This window comes from Bifidobacterium longum subsp. longum JCM 1217 (genome assembly GCF_000196555.1).
Lineage (GTDB): Bacteria > Actinomycetota > Actinomycetes > Actinomycetales > Bifidobacteriaceae > Bifidobacterium > Bifidobacterium longum.
This window is the reverse complement of record NC_015067.1, coordinates 1,621,514-1,639,031: the sequence shown is the minus strand read 5'-3', so window position 1 is coordinate 1,639,031 and position 17,518 is coordinate 1,621,514. Positions and strand designations below refer to the sequence as shown.

Below are 17,518 nucleotides of genomic sequence, written 5' to 3'. Positions count from 1 at the left end.
ATGCGAACAAACGCATAACGGCACGGTGCTGTTCATGCGTACACCAACGCCAGACGAACCGCCGGAAAGAAGGGGTCTCCGTGATTGAGACAGTGGACGATATCAAGACGATTGCGAACGTCGGCACGGGAACCATGGGCCACGCGATCACGTTGCAGTTCGCGTTGGCCGGATATCCGGTGCATCTGGTCGGCCGCGGCGAGGCCTCGCTGGAGAAGGCGATGAAGGCGATTCGTTCGGATGCCGAGGACTTCGCCGAAGCCGGACTGCTCAAGGACGGCGACACCGTGGACGCGGTGCTGGCCCGCATCACCGGTTACGCCGACTATGCAAGCGGCGTGGCGGACGTGGACTTCGTCATCGAATCCGTGGCCGAGAACCTTGACATCAAGAAGTCCGTCTGGACCGAAGTGGAGCACGCCGCCCCCAAGGACGCGATTCTGTCCACGAACACCTCCGGCCTGAGCCCCACCGCGCTGCAGTCGGTGATGGGGCACCCCGAGCGCTTCGTGGTGGCGCACTTCTGGAACCCCGCGCAGTTGATGCCGCTGGTCGAAGTGGTGCCGGGTGAGAAGACCGACCCGAAGGTAGTGGACATCACCTTCGACCTCATGGCCAAGATCGGCAAGAAGCCGGCGAAGATCAAGAAGGAATCGCTGGGCTTTGTGGGCAATCGCCTGCAACTGGCCGTGCTGCGTGAGGCGTTCTACATCGTCCAGCAGGGCATCGCGGACGCGGCCACCGTGGACGACGTGATGAAGTACAGTCTCGGCCGTCGCTGGAATCTGGTCGGCCCCCTCGCCAGCATCGACCTCGGCGGCCTCGATGTGTTCTATAACATCAGCACTTACCTGTTCGACGATATGGACAACGGCACCGGCCCGAGCCCGCTGCTCGCCGAGAAGGTCAGGGAAGGCAATCTCGGCGCCAAAACCGGCCAGGGCTTCTTCTCCTGGCAGGGCGAGGACGGCAAGCGCATCATCGAATCCCGCAACAAGGCCCTGCTGCGCGCGCTGAAGAACGACGCCGCGGATGCCGCCGCTGCGCAGGCGTGAGGCATAAATATCAAGGATCGGTGACGACGATGACGTCCACAGAACACAGCACGCGAGCCGACATGCTGGCCCATATGGGCAGCCTTCAGCAGGCCGCCTACGTGCGCCCGATCGAATACTAGGAAGGCCGAGCCCACGGCCTCAAGGCCATCGAGGTGAAGAACGGTCCGTTGCGTTTCGTGTCCATGGCCGACCGCGCCCTCGACGTCTGCCAGTTCGAATACCGCGGCGAGAACCTCGTACTGCGTCGCACAATCACCAGCGTGTACGGCCGGCTGTCGATCACGGTCGAGGATGAGGTGACCAACGAATCCTTCCGCGACGATCAGTCCCGAAAGCGTGTACCTGCACGAGCTCGCCGCCGACGAGAACGGCCGCAGCTTCGCCGCCGTGGTCAACCGCAAGCTCGGACTCGGAGTCGTCATCGACTTCGACGCCAGCCTCTTCCCATACTTCATGGAATGGAAGTCGACGGGTGCGGGCGACTACGTGGTCGGCCTCGAACCCTCGAACTCCAGCGTCCACGGCCGAGGCTGGCACGAGCAGCGCGGCGACCTGCACGCCATCGCCCCGCAGGCCAGCGAACGCAAGTCCCTGACCTTCACCGTCATCGAAGGCGAGGCCGCGATTGACGGGCTCATCGCCCGCCGCGACGCCCTGCTCGGCTGAATTGTGAGATAATATCGGCCGATATGTGAATGGCTGATTAGCGTGGGGAGCATGGTTACCTGGGATTCGGAACAGTATCTGCGATTCAAACGGGAGCGCACGCAGCCGGCGCGTGATCTGGCGATGCAGCTGCCGCCGGACGACGGCAGCGTCACGCGCGTGCTGGATATTGGCTGCGGGCCGGGCAACAGCACGGCCGTGCTGCGCGAGCGCTATCCCCATGCCAAGATTCTCGGCGTCGACAGCTCGCCGGTCATGATCGAGACAGCGCGCAAAACCTATCCCGACATCGATTTCCAGCTGTGCGACGTGTCCGCGCGGCTGGACGAGCTGCCGGCCGACTTCGACGTGGTCTTCTCCAATGCCTGCATCCAATGGGTGCCGGACCATCCGCATCTGATTCCCGGACTGCTCGCCCGGCTCAGGGTCGGGGGAGTGCTGGCTGTGCAGACGCCGATGAACTATGAGGAGCCGATTCACCGCATCATCGGTGGTATCGTGCACTCGCCCGCGTTCGCGGACAAGCTGCCGCAGCAACGCGAGTTCTACAACCTCACGCCGCCCGAATACTGGGAGCTGCTGCATGCGCATGCCAGCGCCTTCCGCATGTGGAAGGTCACGTACATGCACACGCTGCCCTCGCATGAGGCGATTATGGACTGGTATCGCGGCACCGGCATGCGTCCGTATCTGCAGGCGCTTGACGACGCCAGCCGCAAGAAGTTCGAGGGCGAAGTGTTCGCCCAGGTCCGCGAGGAATACCCCACACAGTCGGACGGCAGCATCATCTTCCCCTTCCCGCGTTTCTTCTTCCTCGCGACTCGGTAGAAGCTCGCCGGATTCGCGTACTGGGCGGCGCGACCTGTTTCCCGCGCCGCCAGCTGTGGGTTGACCTCGCTACTGGGCTTGCGGTGATGCCGCTGGCTGCTGCGCTGTTTCCGATTGCGATGGCATTTGCATATGCGGCGCGATGCGGGGGAGCAGTTCTTCGGAGACAAAGTGCCCGATCTCGGTGGGGGTGGTCATGATCGAGCCGCTTAGCGCTGCACGGAATGTGCCGATGATGCCGGAAACGTAGAACTGCTTCAGAAGGATGCGGCGTTTACGTTCGGCCGGATCGGCGATGGAGTCGATATCCGGCTCGCCGGGGAACAGGACCGGTTGCAGGAATGGCCAGGCAGTCTCCTCGGCGCATCCGGCGCCGGCAAATCCACCACGCTGAACATCCTGGGCGCCATGGAAAACAACGACAAAGTCGCACTGGCCGTCGCCTTCTCCACAACGCTCGGCGGCATTATGGCCATCGTCAAACTGGCGATGGGATTGTGGACGATGTCCGTGCTGTTCATCGTGAGCGCCGTGTACTACGCGATGCTGTGCGTCTCACGTTTCTCCATCGTCAAATCGCATACCCGTACGCGCCAGATTGCCGACCGCGTGCAGCGACTCACTCAGGAGATGAGTGTCTACCACCGTACCGGTGGGCTCCTGTGCTTCATCGGCCTGTGGATGCTGCTGCGGCGGCGCTGGACGGTGCCGGCGTCGGGCGAAGATTCCCCGGACGATGCCGTTCCTGCAGTCGAGATCACGGCTGAAACCGAGGCGTAGGGCGTCGCAATGCCTGTTTACAATCGACCCGAATGGTCTTTGTGGTGAGAAGAGGCATATGGTGAGGCTGCCGACGTTGAACGTGAATTGGAGTCACGATCGGGTCTACGCGATTCGGCGCGGAGTGGTCGCCTGCTGTATCCTGTTCTGCCTGATCGGCGCCGGAGTCGAGACCGCGGCGGCGCAGCGCAGCTGGCCGCGAGCCGACACCGCATCCGCCGCCGCAACCGCAGCGGCGAACGAGCCCACGGCCGTTACCCGCAAGCAGGTTCCCGATAGCGGCAAACAGGGCGGGTCGCGGAAGACGCAGAACACGCAGAACGGCGATGACAAAGCCGCGCAAAGCGTGGACTGGAAGGGGCCGACCGGCAAACAGCCCGACCTATCCCAGTACTCCGACCTGAGCGTGGAGGTCAGTCTCGCCAAACAACGGGTGTACGTCAAGTCCGGTGGCCAGACCATTTATACGATGATCGCCAGTACCGGCGTCGACGACGCCACCCCGCACGGCTCGTACACCATCGATACACGCGGCGAACACTTCTACAATGCCGAAGAAGGCATGGGCGCCGACTATTGGGTGCAGTTCTACGGTTCGTACCTGTTCCACTCGGTGCCGACCGGCGAGGCCTTCGGCGACTATCTGCCGGAGGAGGGTGCCAAACTCGGCCAGCCCGCCTCGCACGGCTGCGTGCGCCTGACTGTGGCCGACGCGCAATGGTTCTATGACCAGGTGCCGGACGGCACGCTGGTCACCATCGCGTAGGGTGGTCTCTCGCTCAGTCTCGTTGCGTTCGACAGCTCCCTCGTCAGAGGGAGCTTATCAGAGGGAGCTTAGCTGATTAGCGCGCTTCGGGCGGGCGGTATTGGTCGTCGGCGGTGAAGCAGGTGCGGTAGATCATGACCATGATCAGGCCGTCGGCCAGCAGGGTCAGCGCGGCGATGGCGTCGAGGACCACGAACTGGTACTTGGCGGCGTTGAGCGGGTCGCCGCCGGCGATCACCTGACCGGCCATCATGCCCGGGATCGTCACGATGCCGCTGGACGCCAGCGAGGCGGTGGTGGGCAGCAGGCCCAGGCGAATCGACGAGACGATGGACGGGCGGGCCGACTCCCATGGGGTCGCTCCCAGCGCCAGCATCATATCCACCTCGTCACGCCGCTCCTCCATGCTCTCGTAGAAACGGCTCAATCCCACCGCCAAGGCGGTTACGGTGTTGCCCAGCAGCATGCCGGTCAGGGGCACCACCAGCTGGGGCGCGTACCACGGGTGCGGGCGCACGATGAGCTCGGTGACCAGCGCCAGCATCAGCAGCATGGTGATGACCAGGCTCAGGAAGATCGGCCCGGCAAGGCCCTTGGGGATGCCGCGTGCGCGGGACATCACGATCTGCACGGCCGCCACCAGCATGACCGCCATCAGGGCGAACACCATCCATACGCTGTTCGACCGGATCACGTAGCCGATGATGAAGCCCATGGCGCACAGCTGCACCAATGCGCGGCACGATGACCACATCAGGGTCTTGCCGATGCCCATGTGCATCAGTTCGCTGATGATGGCCGCCACGGCCACCATGCCCAGCGCGATGAGCAGACCCCAGATATCGATGTTGTAGGAATTGCCCAGATCGCCGCTCATGCCTGCGTCTCCTCATTTTCATCGGCGCCGGCAGACACCGCGTTCGCGTCCTGCGCCGCCGGATCCGTCATCTCGTGTTCGGTCAGCCGCCCCTTGTCCAGTGTCAGCGTGCGGGTGGCCCGTCCGTCCGGCGGACGGTGGCGGATGCGGATGATCGCCATGCCGTGTGCGGCCGCGTCCGCCATGATTGTAGCCACCTTGGCCGCGTTGTCGTCGTCGAGACCGGCATCTACCTCGTCGGCCAGCAGCACCTTCGGATCGGTGAGCAGTGTGCGGGCCAGGGCCACGCGGGCCGCCTGGCCGCCGGACAGGTCGTGCGGGGCGCGCTCCAGATCGATGTCCTCGCAGCCCATCGCGTCCAACGTCGTGCGGATGCGCTCGTCGGGCAGCAGATGCTCGCCCTTGCCGCCCTTGCCGCGAATCGCGAGCGTCCAGGGCAGGCGGATCGCCTCGGCCACGTTCTTGCCCGTCAGAATCGGCTTCTGCGGCAGGTAGGCGACATCCCGCCGCCACTGCTGCGGCGTGAACTCGCCGCTGCCCTTGCCTTCAAGGGCGAACGCGCCGTGCGCATGCGGGTTGAGCCGGGCGCACGCGGTCAACAGACTCGACTTGCCGGAGCCGGACGGTCCCACCAGATCGACGATCTCGCCGCGCTCCACAGCAAAGGACAGGTTCTCGAACACCGTGCGTTCGTCGTCCGCCGGCGATTGCGCGGGGATGACGCAGGACACGGATATGGCTTCGAAGAAGGATCGCATATTCATCCAGTCTAGCCGGGGGCACATGGGAAACCCCAGCGTTCACTTCCTGTATACCCGGTGTGGCATAATAGCCGAGGCAATTTTTGGGCTTTGCCTAAGCTAGTTTGAATTTGAAATAGGTGAATAACGTGGCACAGACTACTAACGACATCAAGAACGGATCCGTCCTGAACCTCGACGGGCAGCTGTGGACCGTCATGAAGTTCCAGCACGTCAAGCCGGGCAAGGGCCCCGCCTTCGTGCGCACCACCATCAAGAACGTGCTCTCCGGCAAGATCGTCGACAAGACCTTCAACGCGGGCATGAAGATGGAATTCGAGACCGTGGACAACCGCACTCTCCAGTACTCCTACGAGGACGGTGACAACTTCGTGTTCATGGACATGACCACCTACGATCAGATCATGGTTCCGAAGACCCTTCTGGGCGACAAGGCCAAGTTCCTGCTCGAAGGCACCGACTGCCTGGTCTCCTTCCACGACGGCACCCCGCTGAGCGTCGATCTGCCGGGCTCCGTGGTCCTGACCATCACCCACACCGAGCCGGGCCTGCAGGGCAACCGCTCCAACGCCGGCACCAAGCCGGCCACCGTTGAGACCGGAGCCGAGATTCAGGTCCCGCTGTTCATCAATGAGGGCGACCGCGTCAAGATCAACACCGAGGACGGTTCCTACACCGGCCGCGAGAACAACTGATCTCCGCATCCTCAACAGACGACCGACCGTATAAAGGACTAGGACAGCAGCAGTATGGCACGTTCCACCGCGCGCAAAAGGGCTCTGAACACCCTGTACGAAGCCGACGAAAAAAGCCAGGATATTCTCTCCCTGCTTGACGAGCGCATCGCACATCCCGGTGCCCAGACCCCGCTTCCCGACTATGCCATTGAAATCGTCAAGGGCGTGGCCGAGCACCGTCGTCAGATCGACATGACCCTGGACGAACACTCCACGGGTTGGAAGGTCCGCCGTATGGGCGTGGTCGATCGCAACATTCTGCGTATCGCCGCTTGGGAGATTCTGTTCACCGATGATGTGCCGGACAAGGTCGCCATCGACGAGGCTCTGGCATTGGCCAAGACCCTGTGCGATGACGATTCGCCCGCTTTCATCCATGGCCTGCTGTCTGCGGTGTGCACCGCCAAGAATGCAGCACCGGCACCGGAGTCCGTGGCAGAAGAGGCCGATGAGGAATCGTCCGATTCCGCTGCCGCCGCATCCGAGCCGACCGATGAGGGCGATGTTTCCGATTCGCCCGATTCGTCCGGTGCATCCGACGAGCCTGCTGCCCCGTCCGCTGAGATTCAGCCGACGGTCGATTAGTCATTTGTTGTTCAGCCTCCCCATTCGGGAGGCTTTTTCATGGGCGGACACTTGTGCCGCCGTACATTCTCAAGTCGGCACCTTGCCGACAGCCCCGCCAGCGGGGGTGAGACTTTGCGTCCAACGGCGTGTGAGTCTGCGCTGGCCGTTAACCTTGGTACGAATACCCGAAAAACATAAGGGGGTTTTGGTGAGCCAGAACGAGTCCGGGACCATCGCAATTCCGATGTATGACAAGGACGATGCAGTCCTCGTTTTGGAAGACGGACAGGTATATGTGGGGGAGCCATACGGCGCCCTCGGCGAGACGACCGGTGAGATCGTCTTCGCCACCGGTATGACCGGATACCAGGAGACGCTCACCGATCCGAGCTACGATCGCCAGATCGTTGTGCAGACGTTCCCGCACATCGGCGATACCGGCGTCAACAGCGAAGACCCTGAGTCCTCCCGCATCTGGGTTGCCGGATACATTGTGCGTGATCCCTCTCCGAACGTGAGCAACTGGCGTGCCGAAGGCAGCCTGGACGACGACCTCGCCAAGAACGGCATCGTCGGCCTGAGCCACATCGACACCCGCAAGCTGGTGCGCCACCTGCGTTCCGCAGGCGTGATGCGCGCCGGCATCTTCTCCGGCGACGCCCTGACCGATCAGGCCACCGGCGCGCTCAAGACCATCGAGCAGCTGCTCGAAGACGTCAAGAACACCCCGCAGATGCAGGGTCTGAGCCTGTACGACGAGGTGTCCACCAAGGAGACCTACACCATCGAACCGTGCGGCGAGTACGAAGGCAAGGAGCCGCTGTACACCGTGGCCGCTGTGGACCTCGGTATCAAGGGCATGACCCCGCACCGCATGGCCGAACGCGGCTGCCGCGTGCACGTGGTGCCCTCCACCATCACCTTCGCCGAAATCGAGAACCTGAACCCGGACGGCGTCTTCTTCTCCAACGGTCCGGGCGACCCGGAACAGGCCGGTCCCGAAATCGAGCTGCTGCGCCAGGTACTTGACGCCGGCTACCCGTTCTTCGGCATCTGCTTTGGCAACCAGCTGCTCGGCCGCGCACTCGGCTTCGGCACCTACAAGCTCAAGTTCGGCCACCGCGGCATCAACCAGCCGGTCAAGGATCTGACCACCGGCAAGGTCGAGGTCACCGCCCACAACCACGGCTTCGCGGTCGACGCCCCGATCGGCAAGCAGGTCGACGCGCCGTTTGAAAACGGCAAGTACGGCAAGGTGTTCGTCTCCCACATCGATCTGAACGACGACGTGGTCGAAGGCCTGCAGTGCGTGGACATCCCCGCATTCTCCGTGCAGTACCACCCGGAGGCCGCAGCAGGCCCGCACGATGCGGCCTACCTGTTCGACCGTTTCTGCGAACTTATGAAGAACAACTCCAAGGAAGGTAAGTGATATGCCGAAGCGCACCGACATCAAATCCGTGATGGTCATCGGCTCCGGCCCGATCGTGATCGGTCAGGCTGCGGAGTTCGATTACTCGGGCACCCAGGCATGCCGCGTCCTTCGTGAGGAAGGCATCCGCGTCATCCTCGTCAACTCCAACCCGGCCACCATCATGACCGACCCGGAGATGGCTGACGCCACCTACATCGAGCCGATCGCCACCCCGATCCTCGAGCAGATCATCGCCAAGGAACGCCCCGACGCGCTCCTGCCCACCTTGGGCGGCCAGACCGCGCTCAACGCCGCCATGGCGCTGGGCGAGGCCGGCGTCCTGGAGAAGTACAACGTCGAACTGATCGGTGCTTCCCTGGAAGCCATCGACCGTGGCGAGGACCGTGAACTGTTCAAGAAGGTCGTTGACGAGGCCGGCGCCGAATCCGCCCGCTCCGACATCGCCCACAGCATCGAGGAAGTCGACAAGATCGCCGAGAAGTTCGGCTACCCGCTGGTCGTGCGCCCGAGCTTCACCATGGGCGGCCTGGGCTCCGGCATCGCCCACAACGAGGAGGAGCTGCACCGCATCGCCGGCGCCGGCATCCATTACTCGCCCACCGACGAAGTCCTGATCGAAGAGGGCATCGAGGGTTGGAAGGAATTCGAGCTCGAGCTCATGCGCGACCGCAACGACAACGTCGTGGTCGTCTGCCCGATCGAGAACGTCGACCCGGTCGGCGTGCACACCGGTGACTCCATCACCGTGGCCCCCTGCTTCACCCTGACCGACCGCGAATACCAGAAGCTGCGTGACATCGGCATCGCCATCATCCGTGGCGTGGGCGTGGACACCGGCGGCTGCAACATCCAGTTCGCTGTTCATCCGGACACCGGCCGCATCATCGTCATCGAGATGAACCCGCGCGTCTCCCGTTCCTCCGCACTGGCCTCCAAGGCCACCGGCTTCCCGATCGCCAAGATCGCCACCAAGCTGGCCCTCGGCTACACGCTCGACGAGATTCGCAACGACATCACCCAGTCCACGCCGGCCTCCTTCGAGCCGACCATCGACTACGTGGTCACCAAGGTGCCGCGCTTCGCTTTCGAGAAGTTCCCGGGCGCCGACCCCACCCTGACCACCTCCATGAAGTCCGTGGGCGAGGCCATGGCCCTGGCCGGCAACTTCCAGGAGTCCCTCGGCAAGGCCATGCGCTCCATCGACAAGCGCCACATGGGCTTCAATTGGGATGGCGAGAAGCCGTCCGCCGAAGAAGTGGCCGAACTGCTTGAGGCCATCCACACCCCGACCGAACACCGTTACCTGCAGCTCATGCGCGCCATCTGGGGCGGTGCCACGTTGGAGCAGGTGTTCGCGGCCACCAAGATCGACCCGTGGTTCCTGAAGCAGATCTTCCTCATCAATGAGACCGCCATGACGGTGCGCGAGGCCGAAACCCTCACCCCGAGGCTGCTCAAGAAGGCCAAGCTCGCCGGTCTGTCCGACGTGCAGGTGGCCCACCTGCGTGGTTTGGGCGATGAAGGCGAGAACACCATCCGCGAACTGCGCTGGACCTACGGTCTGCGCCCGGTCTACAAGACCGTCGACACCTGCGCCGCCGAGTTCGACGCCGCCACGCCGTACTACTACAGCTGCTACGCCGACGAAACCGAGCTGCGCCCGCGCGAACGCGAGGCTGTGATCATCCTCGGCTCCGGCCCGAACCGCATCGGTCAGGGCATCGAGTTCGACTACACGTGCGTGCACGCCGTGCAGGAGCTTGGCAAGGACTATGACACCATCATGGTCAACTGCAACCCGGAGACCGTGTCCACCGATTACGACATGTCCGATCGCCTCTACTTCGAGCCGCTCACCTTCGAGGACGTGCTCGAGATCTACGAGGCCGAGAAGAAGATGGGCCCGGTCAAGGGCGTCATCGTCCAGCTCGGCGGCCAGACCCCGCTGTCCTTGGCCGCGCGTCTGAAGGCCGCCGGCGTGCCGATTCTCGGCACCACCCCGGAATCCATCGACTTGGCCGAGAACCGTGAGCTGTTCGGCGAAGTGCTCAAGAAGGCGGAGATGAACGCCCCGCGTTACGGCACCGCCCTGAGCCTCGAAGAGGCCAAGGAAGCCGCCCACCGCATCGGTTACCCGGTGCTCGTGCGCCCGAGCTACGTGCTCGGCGGCCGTGGCATGGAAATCGTCTACGATGACAAGCAGCTCAACAAGTACGTGGACCGCGCACTTGCCGAGGCCAAGGCCGATACCGTGGTCTCCGGCCGCCTGCCTTCCCCGCTGCTCATCGACAAGTTCCTGCAAGACGCCATCGAAATCGATGTCGACGCACTGTTCGACGGCGAGGAACTATACATCGGCGGCATTATGGAGCACGTCGAGGAGGCCGGTGTCCACTCCGGTGACGCCGCCTGCACCCTGCCTCCGTCCACCCTGTCCGACGACCAGATTCGTCGCCTGCGTGAAGGCACCTACGCCATCGCCAAGGGCTGCCATGTGCAGGGCCTGATCAACGTGCAGTACGCCTTCATGGCCAACACGCTGTACGTGATCGAAGCCAACCCGCGCGCCTCCCGTACCGTGCCGTTCGCCTCCAAGGCCACCGGCGTGGCACTGGCCAAGGCCGCTGCCCGCATCATGGCCGGCGAAACCATCGCCGATCAGCGTGCCAACGGTCTGCTGCTGCCTAAGGGCGACGGCGGCGACATCCACCCCGGCCAGCAGGTCGCGGTCAAGGAATCCGTGCTGCCGTTCAAGCGCTTCCGCACCCCGGTGGGCAAGACCGTCGACATCCTGCTCGGACCTGAGATGCGTTCCACCGGTGAGGTCATGGGCTTCGACCGTGACTTCCCGCACGCCTTCGCCAAGAGCCAGCTCGCCGCCTACGACGGTGGCCTGCCGACCCACGGCAACGTGTTCATCTCCGTGAACGACACCGACAAGCGTCAGCTGCCGTTGATCGCCGTTCGTCTCGAGGAGCTTGGATTCAAGCTCTGGGCCACCGAGGGCACCGCCTCCGTGCTTCGCCGTTACGGCATCGAGTCGAACATCGTGGACAAGATCAGCACCCGCGTGGACACCGATCCGGAAGCCCCGGTCGAGGTGCATCACGCTGCCGGATCCGTGGGCAAGAACGTGGTTCAGCTCATCGAGGAAGGCAAGATCGACATGATCCTCAACACGCCGAACTCGCGCGGCTCCCGTTCCGACGGCTACTCCATCCGTGCCGCCGCCATTGCCGCCGATCTGCCGCAGTTCACCACCATCACCGAGTTCCAGGCCGCACTGCTCGCTATCGAGGCCGTGAAGCATAATGATTATCAGATCATGAGCATTCAGGAGCATTCGAAGCAGCTGTTCGAATTGGAGCGACGGGAGTTCTGATGACTACACTCAGCAGTGAGGAATTGCAGGCACAACGTTCGGATTTCGGTCTGCGATTAAGCAATTCAATGGCCAAATACGGGCCGCTGTGTGTGGGCATTGACCCGCATCGCAAGCTCCTCACCGACTGGGGATACAACGTCGACGCCGAAGGCGCCGAACTCTTCTCCATGCGTATGCTGCAGGCCGCCAACGGGCGCGCCGCAGCAGTCAAATTCCAGACGCCGATGTTCGAGCGCTACGGAGCCAAAGGTTTCGAAGCGCTCGAGCGCGTGCTCTACGCGGCACGACAAATGGGCGTCATCACCATCGTCGATTGCCTGCGCGGCGGCCTGTCCACCACGATTTCCGCCATCGCAGACGCCTATTTCAAGCCCGGTGCACCGTTGCTGGCCGACGCCATCACGCTGCTGCCGTACTATGGCGCGCGTTCGTTGAACGGCCTGATTACCGAAGCGCTGGAAAACGGACGCGGCGTGTTCATCGCCTCCCTGACCTCCAACCCGGAAGGCATGAGTCTGCAGACCGCGTTGCGCCAGAGCGGCGATTACAAGGGACGTACCGTGGCCTACGGCATCGCCTCCACCGCGCAGAAGCATAACGTGGATATCGAAGGCATGGGCTCGGTTGGTCTGATCATCGGTGCCACCATCGGCCAATGGATGCAGGATTCCGGCGTGGACCCCTCCAAGTTCACCGGTCCGATTCTTTCCCCCGGTTACGGTTGGCAGGGTGCCGAGGCCAAGGATCTGAAAACCGTGTTCCGCGGTACGCGCGGCAACGTGCTGGTCACCGTGTCCCGCTTCATCGCCTCGCATGGGCCGGATATCGCCGCACTGAGCCAAGCCACCGAGTCGATTGCGCTTGACGTACGTCAGGCGCTGATGGAAGCCACTGTCGAAGGCTCGGAAAACCAGTAATCAGAACGGAATCAGATGTCGCGGCATGCGTACGTGTCTATCTCATCGCGTACGTCGCATCACGATTCATATTCTTCCCTGTTCGTCGGGGCTGTAGCAGTTACCGGTCATCTCGCCGGTGAGCCGTTACCACATTGGATTCATAATCGCTGCACACCACATCATCTCCGGAGGAACCCATGACTGAAAACACCCATGCTGGCCGTCTAATCGTCCTGACTGGCCCCACCGCAGTAGGTAAGGGCACCGTGGAAGCCAAGCTGCGCGCCGACCACCCCGAAGTGTGGGTGTCCGTCTCCGCCACCACACGCGCTCCGCGCCCGGGCGAGGTTGATGGCGTCAACTATTGGTTCCTTACTGAAGACGAGTTCCTGGCCCGCGAAGCGGCCGGTGAGTTCCTGGAAACCGCCGTGGTGCACGGCATGGCCCACTACGGTACATTGCTCAAGCCTGTGGAGGAACATCTGGCCGCCGGTGTGCCCACGATTCTGGAAATCGACCTGCAGGGTGCCCGCCGCGTCAAGCAGCGCGCCGCCGAGCTCGACCTCGAAGTGGTGTACGTGTTCATCGCGCCGCCAAGCTTCGAAGAGCTCGAGCGCCGCCTGATCGGCCGCGGCACCGAAACCGCCGAACAGCAGGCCCGTCGCTTGGAGACCGCCAAGGTGGAGCTCGCCGCCGAAAGCGAATTCGACGTCACCATCGTCAACGAAACCGTCGATCAGGCCGCTGCCGACCTCTGGTCCGTCATCGCCAAGGAATACGGGCTGTAAACTACCTCTTTACCACCAACTGCTGGTGGAGGATTTCGGCGCTGTTTTTGGCCGGCGCCTGCTTCCAGCGGATTGCTTCGGTTTCGTGATGCTCGGTGACGTAATGCCGCATCCATTCGAAGCACTGCTGGGTTTGGATGGCATCGCTTAATGCGCGGTGCTCCTCATTGTCCGCGATGCCGAAGCGTACGATCAGGTCGGCCAGACGGTGATGCCGCTGCGCGGGGAACAGGGCGCGGCTGATCTGCATCGTGTCATAATCCGCGCAGGCAAAGCCGCAGCCGGCGATATGCCGGGTGTTGTAATCCAGGAATCGCAGATCGAAGCTGACGTTATGGCCGACAATCGGCTCAACGGCGGGACCGGCAGCCGGGGTAGCGAGCCATGCGATGAATCGGGGAAGCACCTCGTCAATCGGATCGAGATCGGCCACCATCGCATCGGTGATGCCGGTCAGCGTGGTGATCTGACGCGGAATCGGCCGCAAGGGATTCACCAGCTGCTGGAATTGATCGACGATATGCCCCTCCCGCACGCGCACGGCACCGATTTCCGTGATGGCGCAACTGTTCGGGTAAAAGCCGGTGGTCTCCAAATCCAGCGCCACATAATCGGTGGGGAAGACGGCATCGTCCATGGCGATTCGCCCGCCGGCACCATGATTGGGCTGGGATGGTTGGCCGAAAACGGTAATGCCGGAAGTGGTCACGGAGGCTCCTCATATCAGTCGGTGTTCGGTGACTTATTGTACCGGCAGCCCGGTCTGTCGGTACAATTTTTCCCTCCCGGATTTTCTCGGATATATTGGTTAGGCGGCCGGCAATTGCGCGGCGCATCGGGAAGGGAGCACAGCTGATGAAACAGATAGTGGCAGGCATCGTGGCGCATGTGGACGCGGGCAAGACCACGCTGTCCGAGGCTCTGCTCTACCGTACCGGTGAGATCCGCAAATTGGGGCGAGTGGATCACGGCGATGCGTTTCTGGACACCAATTCCTTGGAGAAGGCGCGAGGCATCACGATTTTCGCGCACCAGGCATTGGTGGAACACGGCGACCTGCGCCTGACCTTGCTGGATACGCCGGGGCACGTGGACTTCGCAGCCGAAACCGAACGTGTGCTGCGTGTGCTTGATTACGCGATTCTTGTGGTCTCCGGCACGGATGGCGTGCAAGGCCATACCGAGACACTATGGCGTCTGCTGGCCAGATACGGTGTGCCGACGTTCATCTTCGTCAACAAGTGCGACGCCGCCGGATTCGACCGCGAGGCCATTCTGGCACAGTTGCGCAAACGCCTGAGCGATGCGATATATCCGCTGCCGGCAATGGAGCAGTCCACTGAGGGCAGCGCGGTACCGTTGGACGCGTTCGCCGAAGACATTGCCACCCTGGACGAGGAGGCGATGAACGACTATCTGGAACATGGCGCGCTGTCCGTGGGCAGATTGCGAGCGATGATCGCCGTACGCGAACTGTTCCCCGTATATTTCGGCTCGGCATTGAAACTCGAAGGGGTCGAGGAATTCCTGGACGGGCTGGAGACGTTCACCCGCGAACGTGAATGGCCGGCCGCCTTCGCCGCACGCGTGTTCAAAATCGCCCACGACGGCCAGCACAACCGTATGACGTGGCTGCGCGTCACCGGTGGTGCGCTCAAAGCCAAGGAGATCGTCTCTTCATCCTCGTGCGCTGCGGCGTCATCAGCACCGTCGCCGGTACAGGGGGATGATGGCACGGTATGGTCCGAGAAAGTCGATCAGGTGCGCGTCTACAATGGCGCCAAATTCGAGACGGTCACCGAGGTGCCTGCCGGATCGGTGTGTGCGGTGACCGGACTGACGCGGACCTTCCCCGGCGAAGGGCTGGGAGCGGAACCGGACGCCGAATCACCGTCGCTGCAACCCGTGTTGACCTACACGGTGTTGCCCGCCGGAGCGGAATCCGATACGGCCGGCACCTCGGGAGCGGCCAAACGCGGTGGCGCCGGCCATAACAGCGTGAATCAGGACGATGCCGAGCATGATGCCGCCAAGTCGGGAACCGGCCGCAATGAGGAGAACGACACCGCTCGCCAGACCGCGGCGGACAATAGCTCGCCGGCCCGTCCCCAGTTCGATGATCTGACCTTGCATAAGGTCATCACCGCATTGCGTGAGCTGGAAGACGAAGACCCGTTGTTGCATGTGGTGTGGGTGGAACGGCTGGCCGAGATTCATGTGCAATTGATGGGCGCAGTCCAGCTGGAGATCATCCAGCAGACCCTGCACGACCGGTTCGGTCTGGATGTGTCGTTTGGCCCCGGCTCCATCCTGTACCGTGAGACCATCACTGCGCCAATCGAAGGCGCAGGTCATTTCGAGCCGCTCCGTCATTATGCCGAAGCACATATCCTGCTGGAACCAGGGGAGCCGGGCAGCGGAGTCACTGTGGCCTCGGCCCTGTCCGAAAACGATTTGGACCGCAATTGGCAACGGCTGATTCTGACCCATCTGACCGAGCGTGAGCATCTCGGTGTGCTCGTTGGCGCGCCGCTCACCGATATCAAGATGACTTTGGTGGCTGGCCGCGCGCATCTGAAGCATACCGAAGGCGGCGACTTCCGCCAAGCCACCTATCGTGCGATTCGTCAGGGGCTTATGGAAGCCAGAGCTGGAGTCAGTGGCCGGCCCGAGACGCCGGTCGAGAGCCGTCCGGACACCGCAGGGGAGGGCAACTGCCGACTGCTGGAACCGTGGTACCGGTTCCGGCTCGAAGTGCCAGCAGACATGATCGGCCGTGCCATGAGCGACATCCAGCGCATGGCCGGCACCTTCGAATCCCCGGTCACCGATGGCGAATACGCCGTGATCGAAGGCGAGGCGCCGGTGTCCGAGATGCGCGACTATGCGATGGACGTGAACCAGTACACGCACGGCCATGGCCGTTTCTCCGCCACTTTCGGCGGCTACAAGCCATGCCATGACGCCGAACAGATCATCGCAGCCGCCGCTTACGATCCCGAAGCAGATCTGGACAACACCCCCGACTCGGTCTTCTGCGCCCACGGTGCCGGCTACCCCGTCAAATGGTATAAGGTCCCTGAATTCGCCCACGTAGACTACGCCATGTGAGGTGGTGACTACCAAATCTGCGGCCGAATGAATCCGTTGGTCTCCAAGAACCGTTGAATATCGCGCATTTCCGGCATATTAATGGAATGGGCCATGCCCGGATACACTTGTTCGGTCAACGTGCCGTGCTCGTGCCAGAACTCACCCATCGCCGTCACATCGGCTTTCGGGAAGATGTCGTCTGCAGCACCATGCCCGTAGAACACCGGCGGCTTCAACGCAGCCAGCTCGGCGTCTCCAGAGACCGGCCCCGGAGCCAACCAGCCGGAGCAGGAGACCGCTGCCGCATACCGTTGCGGATTGCATCGCAAAAGATGCGCGGCCAAGAGGCCGCCCTGCGAGAATCCCATGGCAACCACCGGCCGAGTGGCGGGAATATGCTCCGCAACCCATGCATCAATGGCTTGGGCGGCTTCAGTCGCCTGCTTGTCTAATGATTCGCCCTCCGGCACACCTTCATGCGCCCACGCACCGAACCATGTATATCCCATGCCATAGGCGATGGGTGCCTGCAAACTGGCATAATCAGCCGAACCGGCACCGCAATAGTTCAGCAGATCGGGCAAATCGTATTCATTGGAACCCCAGCCGTGCAACAGCACGAACACCGGAGCGGTTTCGGGACCGGTCAAACGGGTCAGAGCTTTGGTGATCTTCATAGCCTCAGTGTATCCACCGTTTGGGCGACAATAATGCCCTGATGTTCGCCCATCGAGTAACGTCCCATAAGTAATGCGTATAGCGCAGCGGCCGTGCCACGTGTTCTGATACTCTACGATGACACGGCAGGGGGGACAGGTATGTTCGGCCCCCGAAATCGTACATGGGTGGCTAAGACCGTTTATGCGCAGGAGAAGAAA

Annotated in this window: 17 protein-coding genes; 13 read left to right on the top strand and 4 right to left on the bottom strand. The window is 62.6% G+C overall.

Annotated features, from left to right (window positions below):
* Positions 1-80: 80 nt before the first annotated feature.
* The 6 genes from BLLJ_RS07170 to BLLJ_RS07145 all read left to right on the top strand — a co-directional run bounded on the left by BLLJ_RS07170 (position 81) and on the right by BLLJ_RS07145 (position 4,098).
* On the top strand, positions 81-1,055 hold the full coding sequence (locus BLLJ_RS07170; RefSeq protein WP_013582847.1) for a 3-hydroxyacyl-CoA dehydrogenase family protein: 975 nt from the start codon (positions 81-83) through the stop codon (positions 1,053-1,055).
* A gap of 29 nt (positions 1,056-1,084) precedes the next feature.
* Entirely contained in the window at positions 1,085-1,177 is a 93-nt protein-coding gene (locus tag BLLJ_RS07165) for a hypothetical protein (RefSeq protein WP_012471763.1), read from the top strand.
* A gap of 217 nt (positions 1,178-1,394) precedes the next feature.
* Positions 1,395-1,724, top strand: coding sequence for a DUF4432 family protein (locus BLLJ_RS07160; RefSeq protein WP_007053254.1), 330 nt, complete (start codon positions 1,395-1,397; stop codon positions 1,722-1,724).
* 51 nt (positions 1,725-1,775) lie between these two features.
* The gene (locus BLLJ_RS07155) at positions 1,776-2,552 is read left to right on the top strand and encodes a methyltransferase domain-containing protein (protein ID WP_007054018.1); all 777 of its coding nucleotides are present in this window, start codon (positions 1,776-1,778) and stop codon (positions 2,550-2,552) included.
* A gap of 333 nt (positions 2,553-2,885) precedes the next feature.
* Entirely contained in the window at positions 2,886-3,332 is a 447-nt protein-coding gene (locus BLLJ_RS07150) for a hypothetical protein (protein ID WP_007056919.1), read from the top strand.
* A 58-nt stretch (positions 3,333-3,390) separates the two neighbouring features.
* Positions 3,391-4,098 (top strand): L,D-transpeptidase, encoded by a 708-nt coding sequence (locus BLLJ_RS07145; protein WP_032740866.1) that lies wholly within the window; start codon positions 3,391-3,393, stop codon positions 4,096-4,098.
* Between the two features lie 76 nt (positions 4,099-4,174).
* Here BLLJ_RS07145 and BLLJ_RS07140 read toward each other — a convergent pair whose 3' ends face one another.
* Positions 4,175-4,975, bottom strand: a complete 801-nt coding sequence (locus BLLJ_RS07140) for an ABC transporter permease (RefSeq protein WP_007054021.1) — start codon at positions 4,973-4,975, stop codon at positions 4,175-4,177.
* Positions 4,972-5,739 (bottom strand): ABC transporter ATP-binding protein, encoded by a 768-nt coding sequence (locus BLLJ_RS07135; protein ID WP_007054022.1) that lies wholly within the window; start codon positions 5,737-5,739, stop codon positions 4,972-4,974. The genes BLLJ_RS07140 and BLLJ_RS07135 overlap by 4 nt, the downstream gene beginning before the upstream one ends.
* Positions 5,740-5,864: 125 nt before the next feature.
* Between BLLJ_RS07135 and efp the strand changes: the two genes are divergently transcribed.
* The 6 genes from efp (at position 5,865) to gmk (ending at position 13,547) form a co-directional block, all read left to right on the top strand.
* Entirely contained in the window at positions 5,865-6,431 is a 567-nt protein-coding gene (efp, locus tag BLLJ_RS07130) for an elongation factor P (protein WP_007056944.1), read from the top strand.
* Between the two features lie 54 nt (positions 6,432-6,485).
* Positions 6,486-7,058 carry a transcription antitermination factor NusB gene (nusB, locus tag BLLJ_RS07125; RefSeq protein ID WP_007053263.1) on the top strand — a complete coding sequence of 191 codons (573 nt, stop codon included), beginning with the start codon at positions 6,486-6,488 and terminating at the stop codon, positions 7,056-7,058.
* Positions 7,059-7,284: 226 nt separating this feature from the next.
* Positions 7,285-8,472, top strand: a complete 1,188-nt coding sequence (gene carA, locus BLLJ_RS07120; RefSeq protein ID WP_044581069.1) for a glutamine-hydrolyzing carbamoyl-phosphate synthase small subunit — start codon at positions 7,285-7,287, stop codon at positions 8,470-8,472.
* A gap of 1 nt (position 8,473) precedes the next feature.
* Positions 8,474-11,857 (top strand): carbamoyl-phosphate synthase large subunit, encoded by a 3,384-nt coding sequence (carB, locus tag BLLJ_RS07115; protein WP_007056955.1) that lies wholly within the window; start codon positions 8,474-8,476, stop codon positions 11,855-11,857.
* Positions 11,857-12,777: an orotidine-5'-phosphate decarboxylase gene (gene pyrF, locus BLLJ_RS07110; RefSeq protein WP_007053266.1), complete on the top strand. Its 921-nt coding sequence runs from the start codon at positions 11,857-11,859 to the stop codon at positions 12,775-12,777. Before carB ends, pyrF begins: the two co-directional genes overlap by 1 nt.
* Positions 12,778-12,956: 179 nt before the next feature.
* Positions 12,957-13,547, top strand: coding sequence for a guanylate kinase (gene gmk, locus BLLJ_RS07105; RefSeq protein WP_007053267.1), 591 nt, complete (start codon positions 12,957-12,959; stop codon positions 13,545-13,547).
* A gap of 1 nt (position 13,548) precedes the next feature.
* Here the strand turns inward: gmk and BLLJ_RS07100 are convergent, their stop codons facing one another.
* Entirely contained in the window at positions 13,549-14,256 is a 708-nt protein-coding gene (locus BLLJ_RS07100; protein ID WP_007054025.1) for a 3'-5' exonuclease, read from the bottom strand.
* Between the two features lie 146 nt (positions 14,257-14,402).
* Between BLLJ_RS07100 and BLLJ_RS07095 the strand changes: the two genes are divergently transcribed.
* Positions 14,403-16,658, top strand: coding sequence for an elongation factor G (locus BLLJ_RS07095; protein ID WP_013582845.1), 2,256 nt, complete (start codon positions 14,403-14,405; stop codon positions 16,656-16,658).
* A gap of 8 nt (positions 16,659-16,666) precedes the next feature.
* On the opposite strand, the gene BLLJ_RS07090 is transcribed toward BLLJ_RS07095, so the two are convergent.
* Positions 16,667-17,317 (bottom strand): alpha/beta hydrolase, encoded by a 651-nt coding sequence (locus BLLJ_RS07090; protein WP_007053270.1) that lies wholly within the window; start codon positions 17,315-17,317, stop codon positions 16,667-16,669.
* Positions 17,318-17,518: the final 201 nt, after the last annotated feature.

Bases quoted from the DNA above. Each gene is read 5' to 3' on its own strand.
- BLLJ_RS07165 (WP_012471763.1), top strand. From the start codon at position 1,085: ATGACGTCCACAGAACACAGCACGCGAGCCGACATGCTGGCCCATATG.
- BLLJ_RS07155 (WP_007054018.1), top strand. From the start codon at position 1,776: ATGGTTACCTGGGATTCGGAACAGTATCTGCGATTCAAACGGGAGCGC.
- BLLJ_RS07145 (WP_032740866.1), top strand. From the start codon at position 3,391: ATGGTGAGGCTGCCGACGTTGAACGTGAATTGGAGTCACGATCGGGTC.
- BLLJ_RS07140 (WP_007054021.1), bottom strand. From the start codon at position 4,975: ATGAGCGGCGATCTGGGCAATTCCTACAACATCGATATCTGGGGTCTG.
- BLLJ_RS07135 (WP_007054022.1), bottom strand. From the start codon at position 5,739: ATGAATATGCGATCCTTCTTCGAAGCCATATCCGTGTCCTGCGTCATC.
- nusB (WP_007053263.1), top strand. From the start codon at position 6,486: ATGGCACGTTCCACCGCGCGCAAAAGGGCTCTGAACACCCTGTACGAA.
- carA (WP_044581069.1), top strand. From the start codon at position 7,285: ATGTATGACAAGGACGATGCAGTCCTCGTTTTGGAAGACGGACAGGTA.
- carB (WP_007056955.1), top strand. From the start codon at position 8,474: ATGCCGAAGCGCACCGACATCAAATCCGTGATGGTCATCGGCTCCGGC.
- pyrF (WP_007053266.1), top strand. From the start codon at position 11,857: ATGACTACACTCAGCAGTGAGGAATTGCAGGCACAACGTTCGGATTTC.
- gmk (WP_007053267.1), top strand. From the start codon at position 12,957: ATGACTGAAAACACCCATGCTGGCCGTCTAATCGTCCTGACTGGCCCC.
- BLLJ_RS07095 (WP_013582845.1), top strand. From the start codon at position 14,403: ATGAAACAGATAGTGGCAGGCATCGTGGCGCATGTGGACGCGGGCAAG.
- BLLJ_RS07090 (WP_007053270.1), bottom strand. From the start codon at position 17,317: ATGAAGATCACCAAAGCTCTGACCCGTTTGACCGGTCCCGAAACCGCT.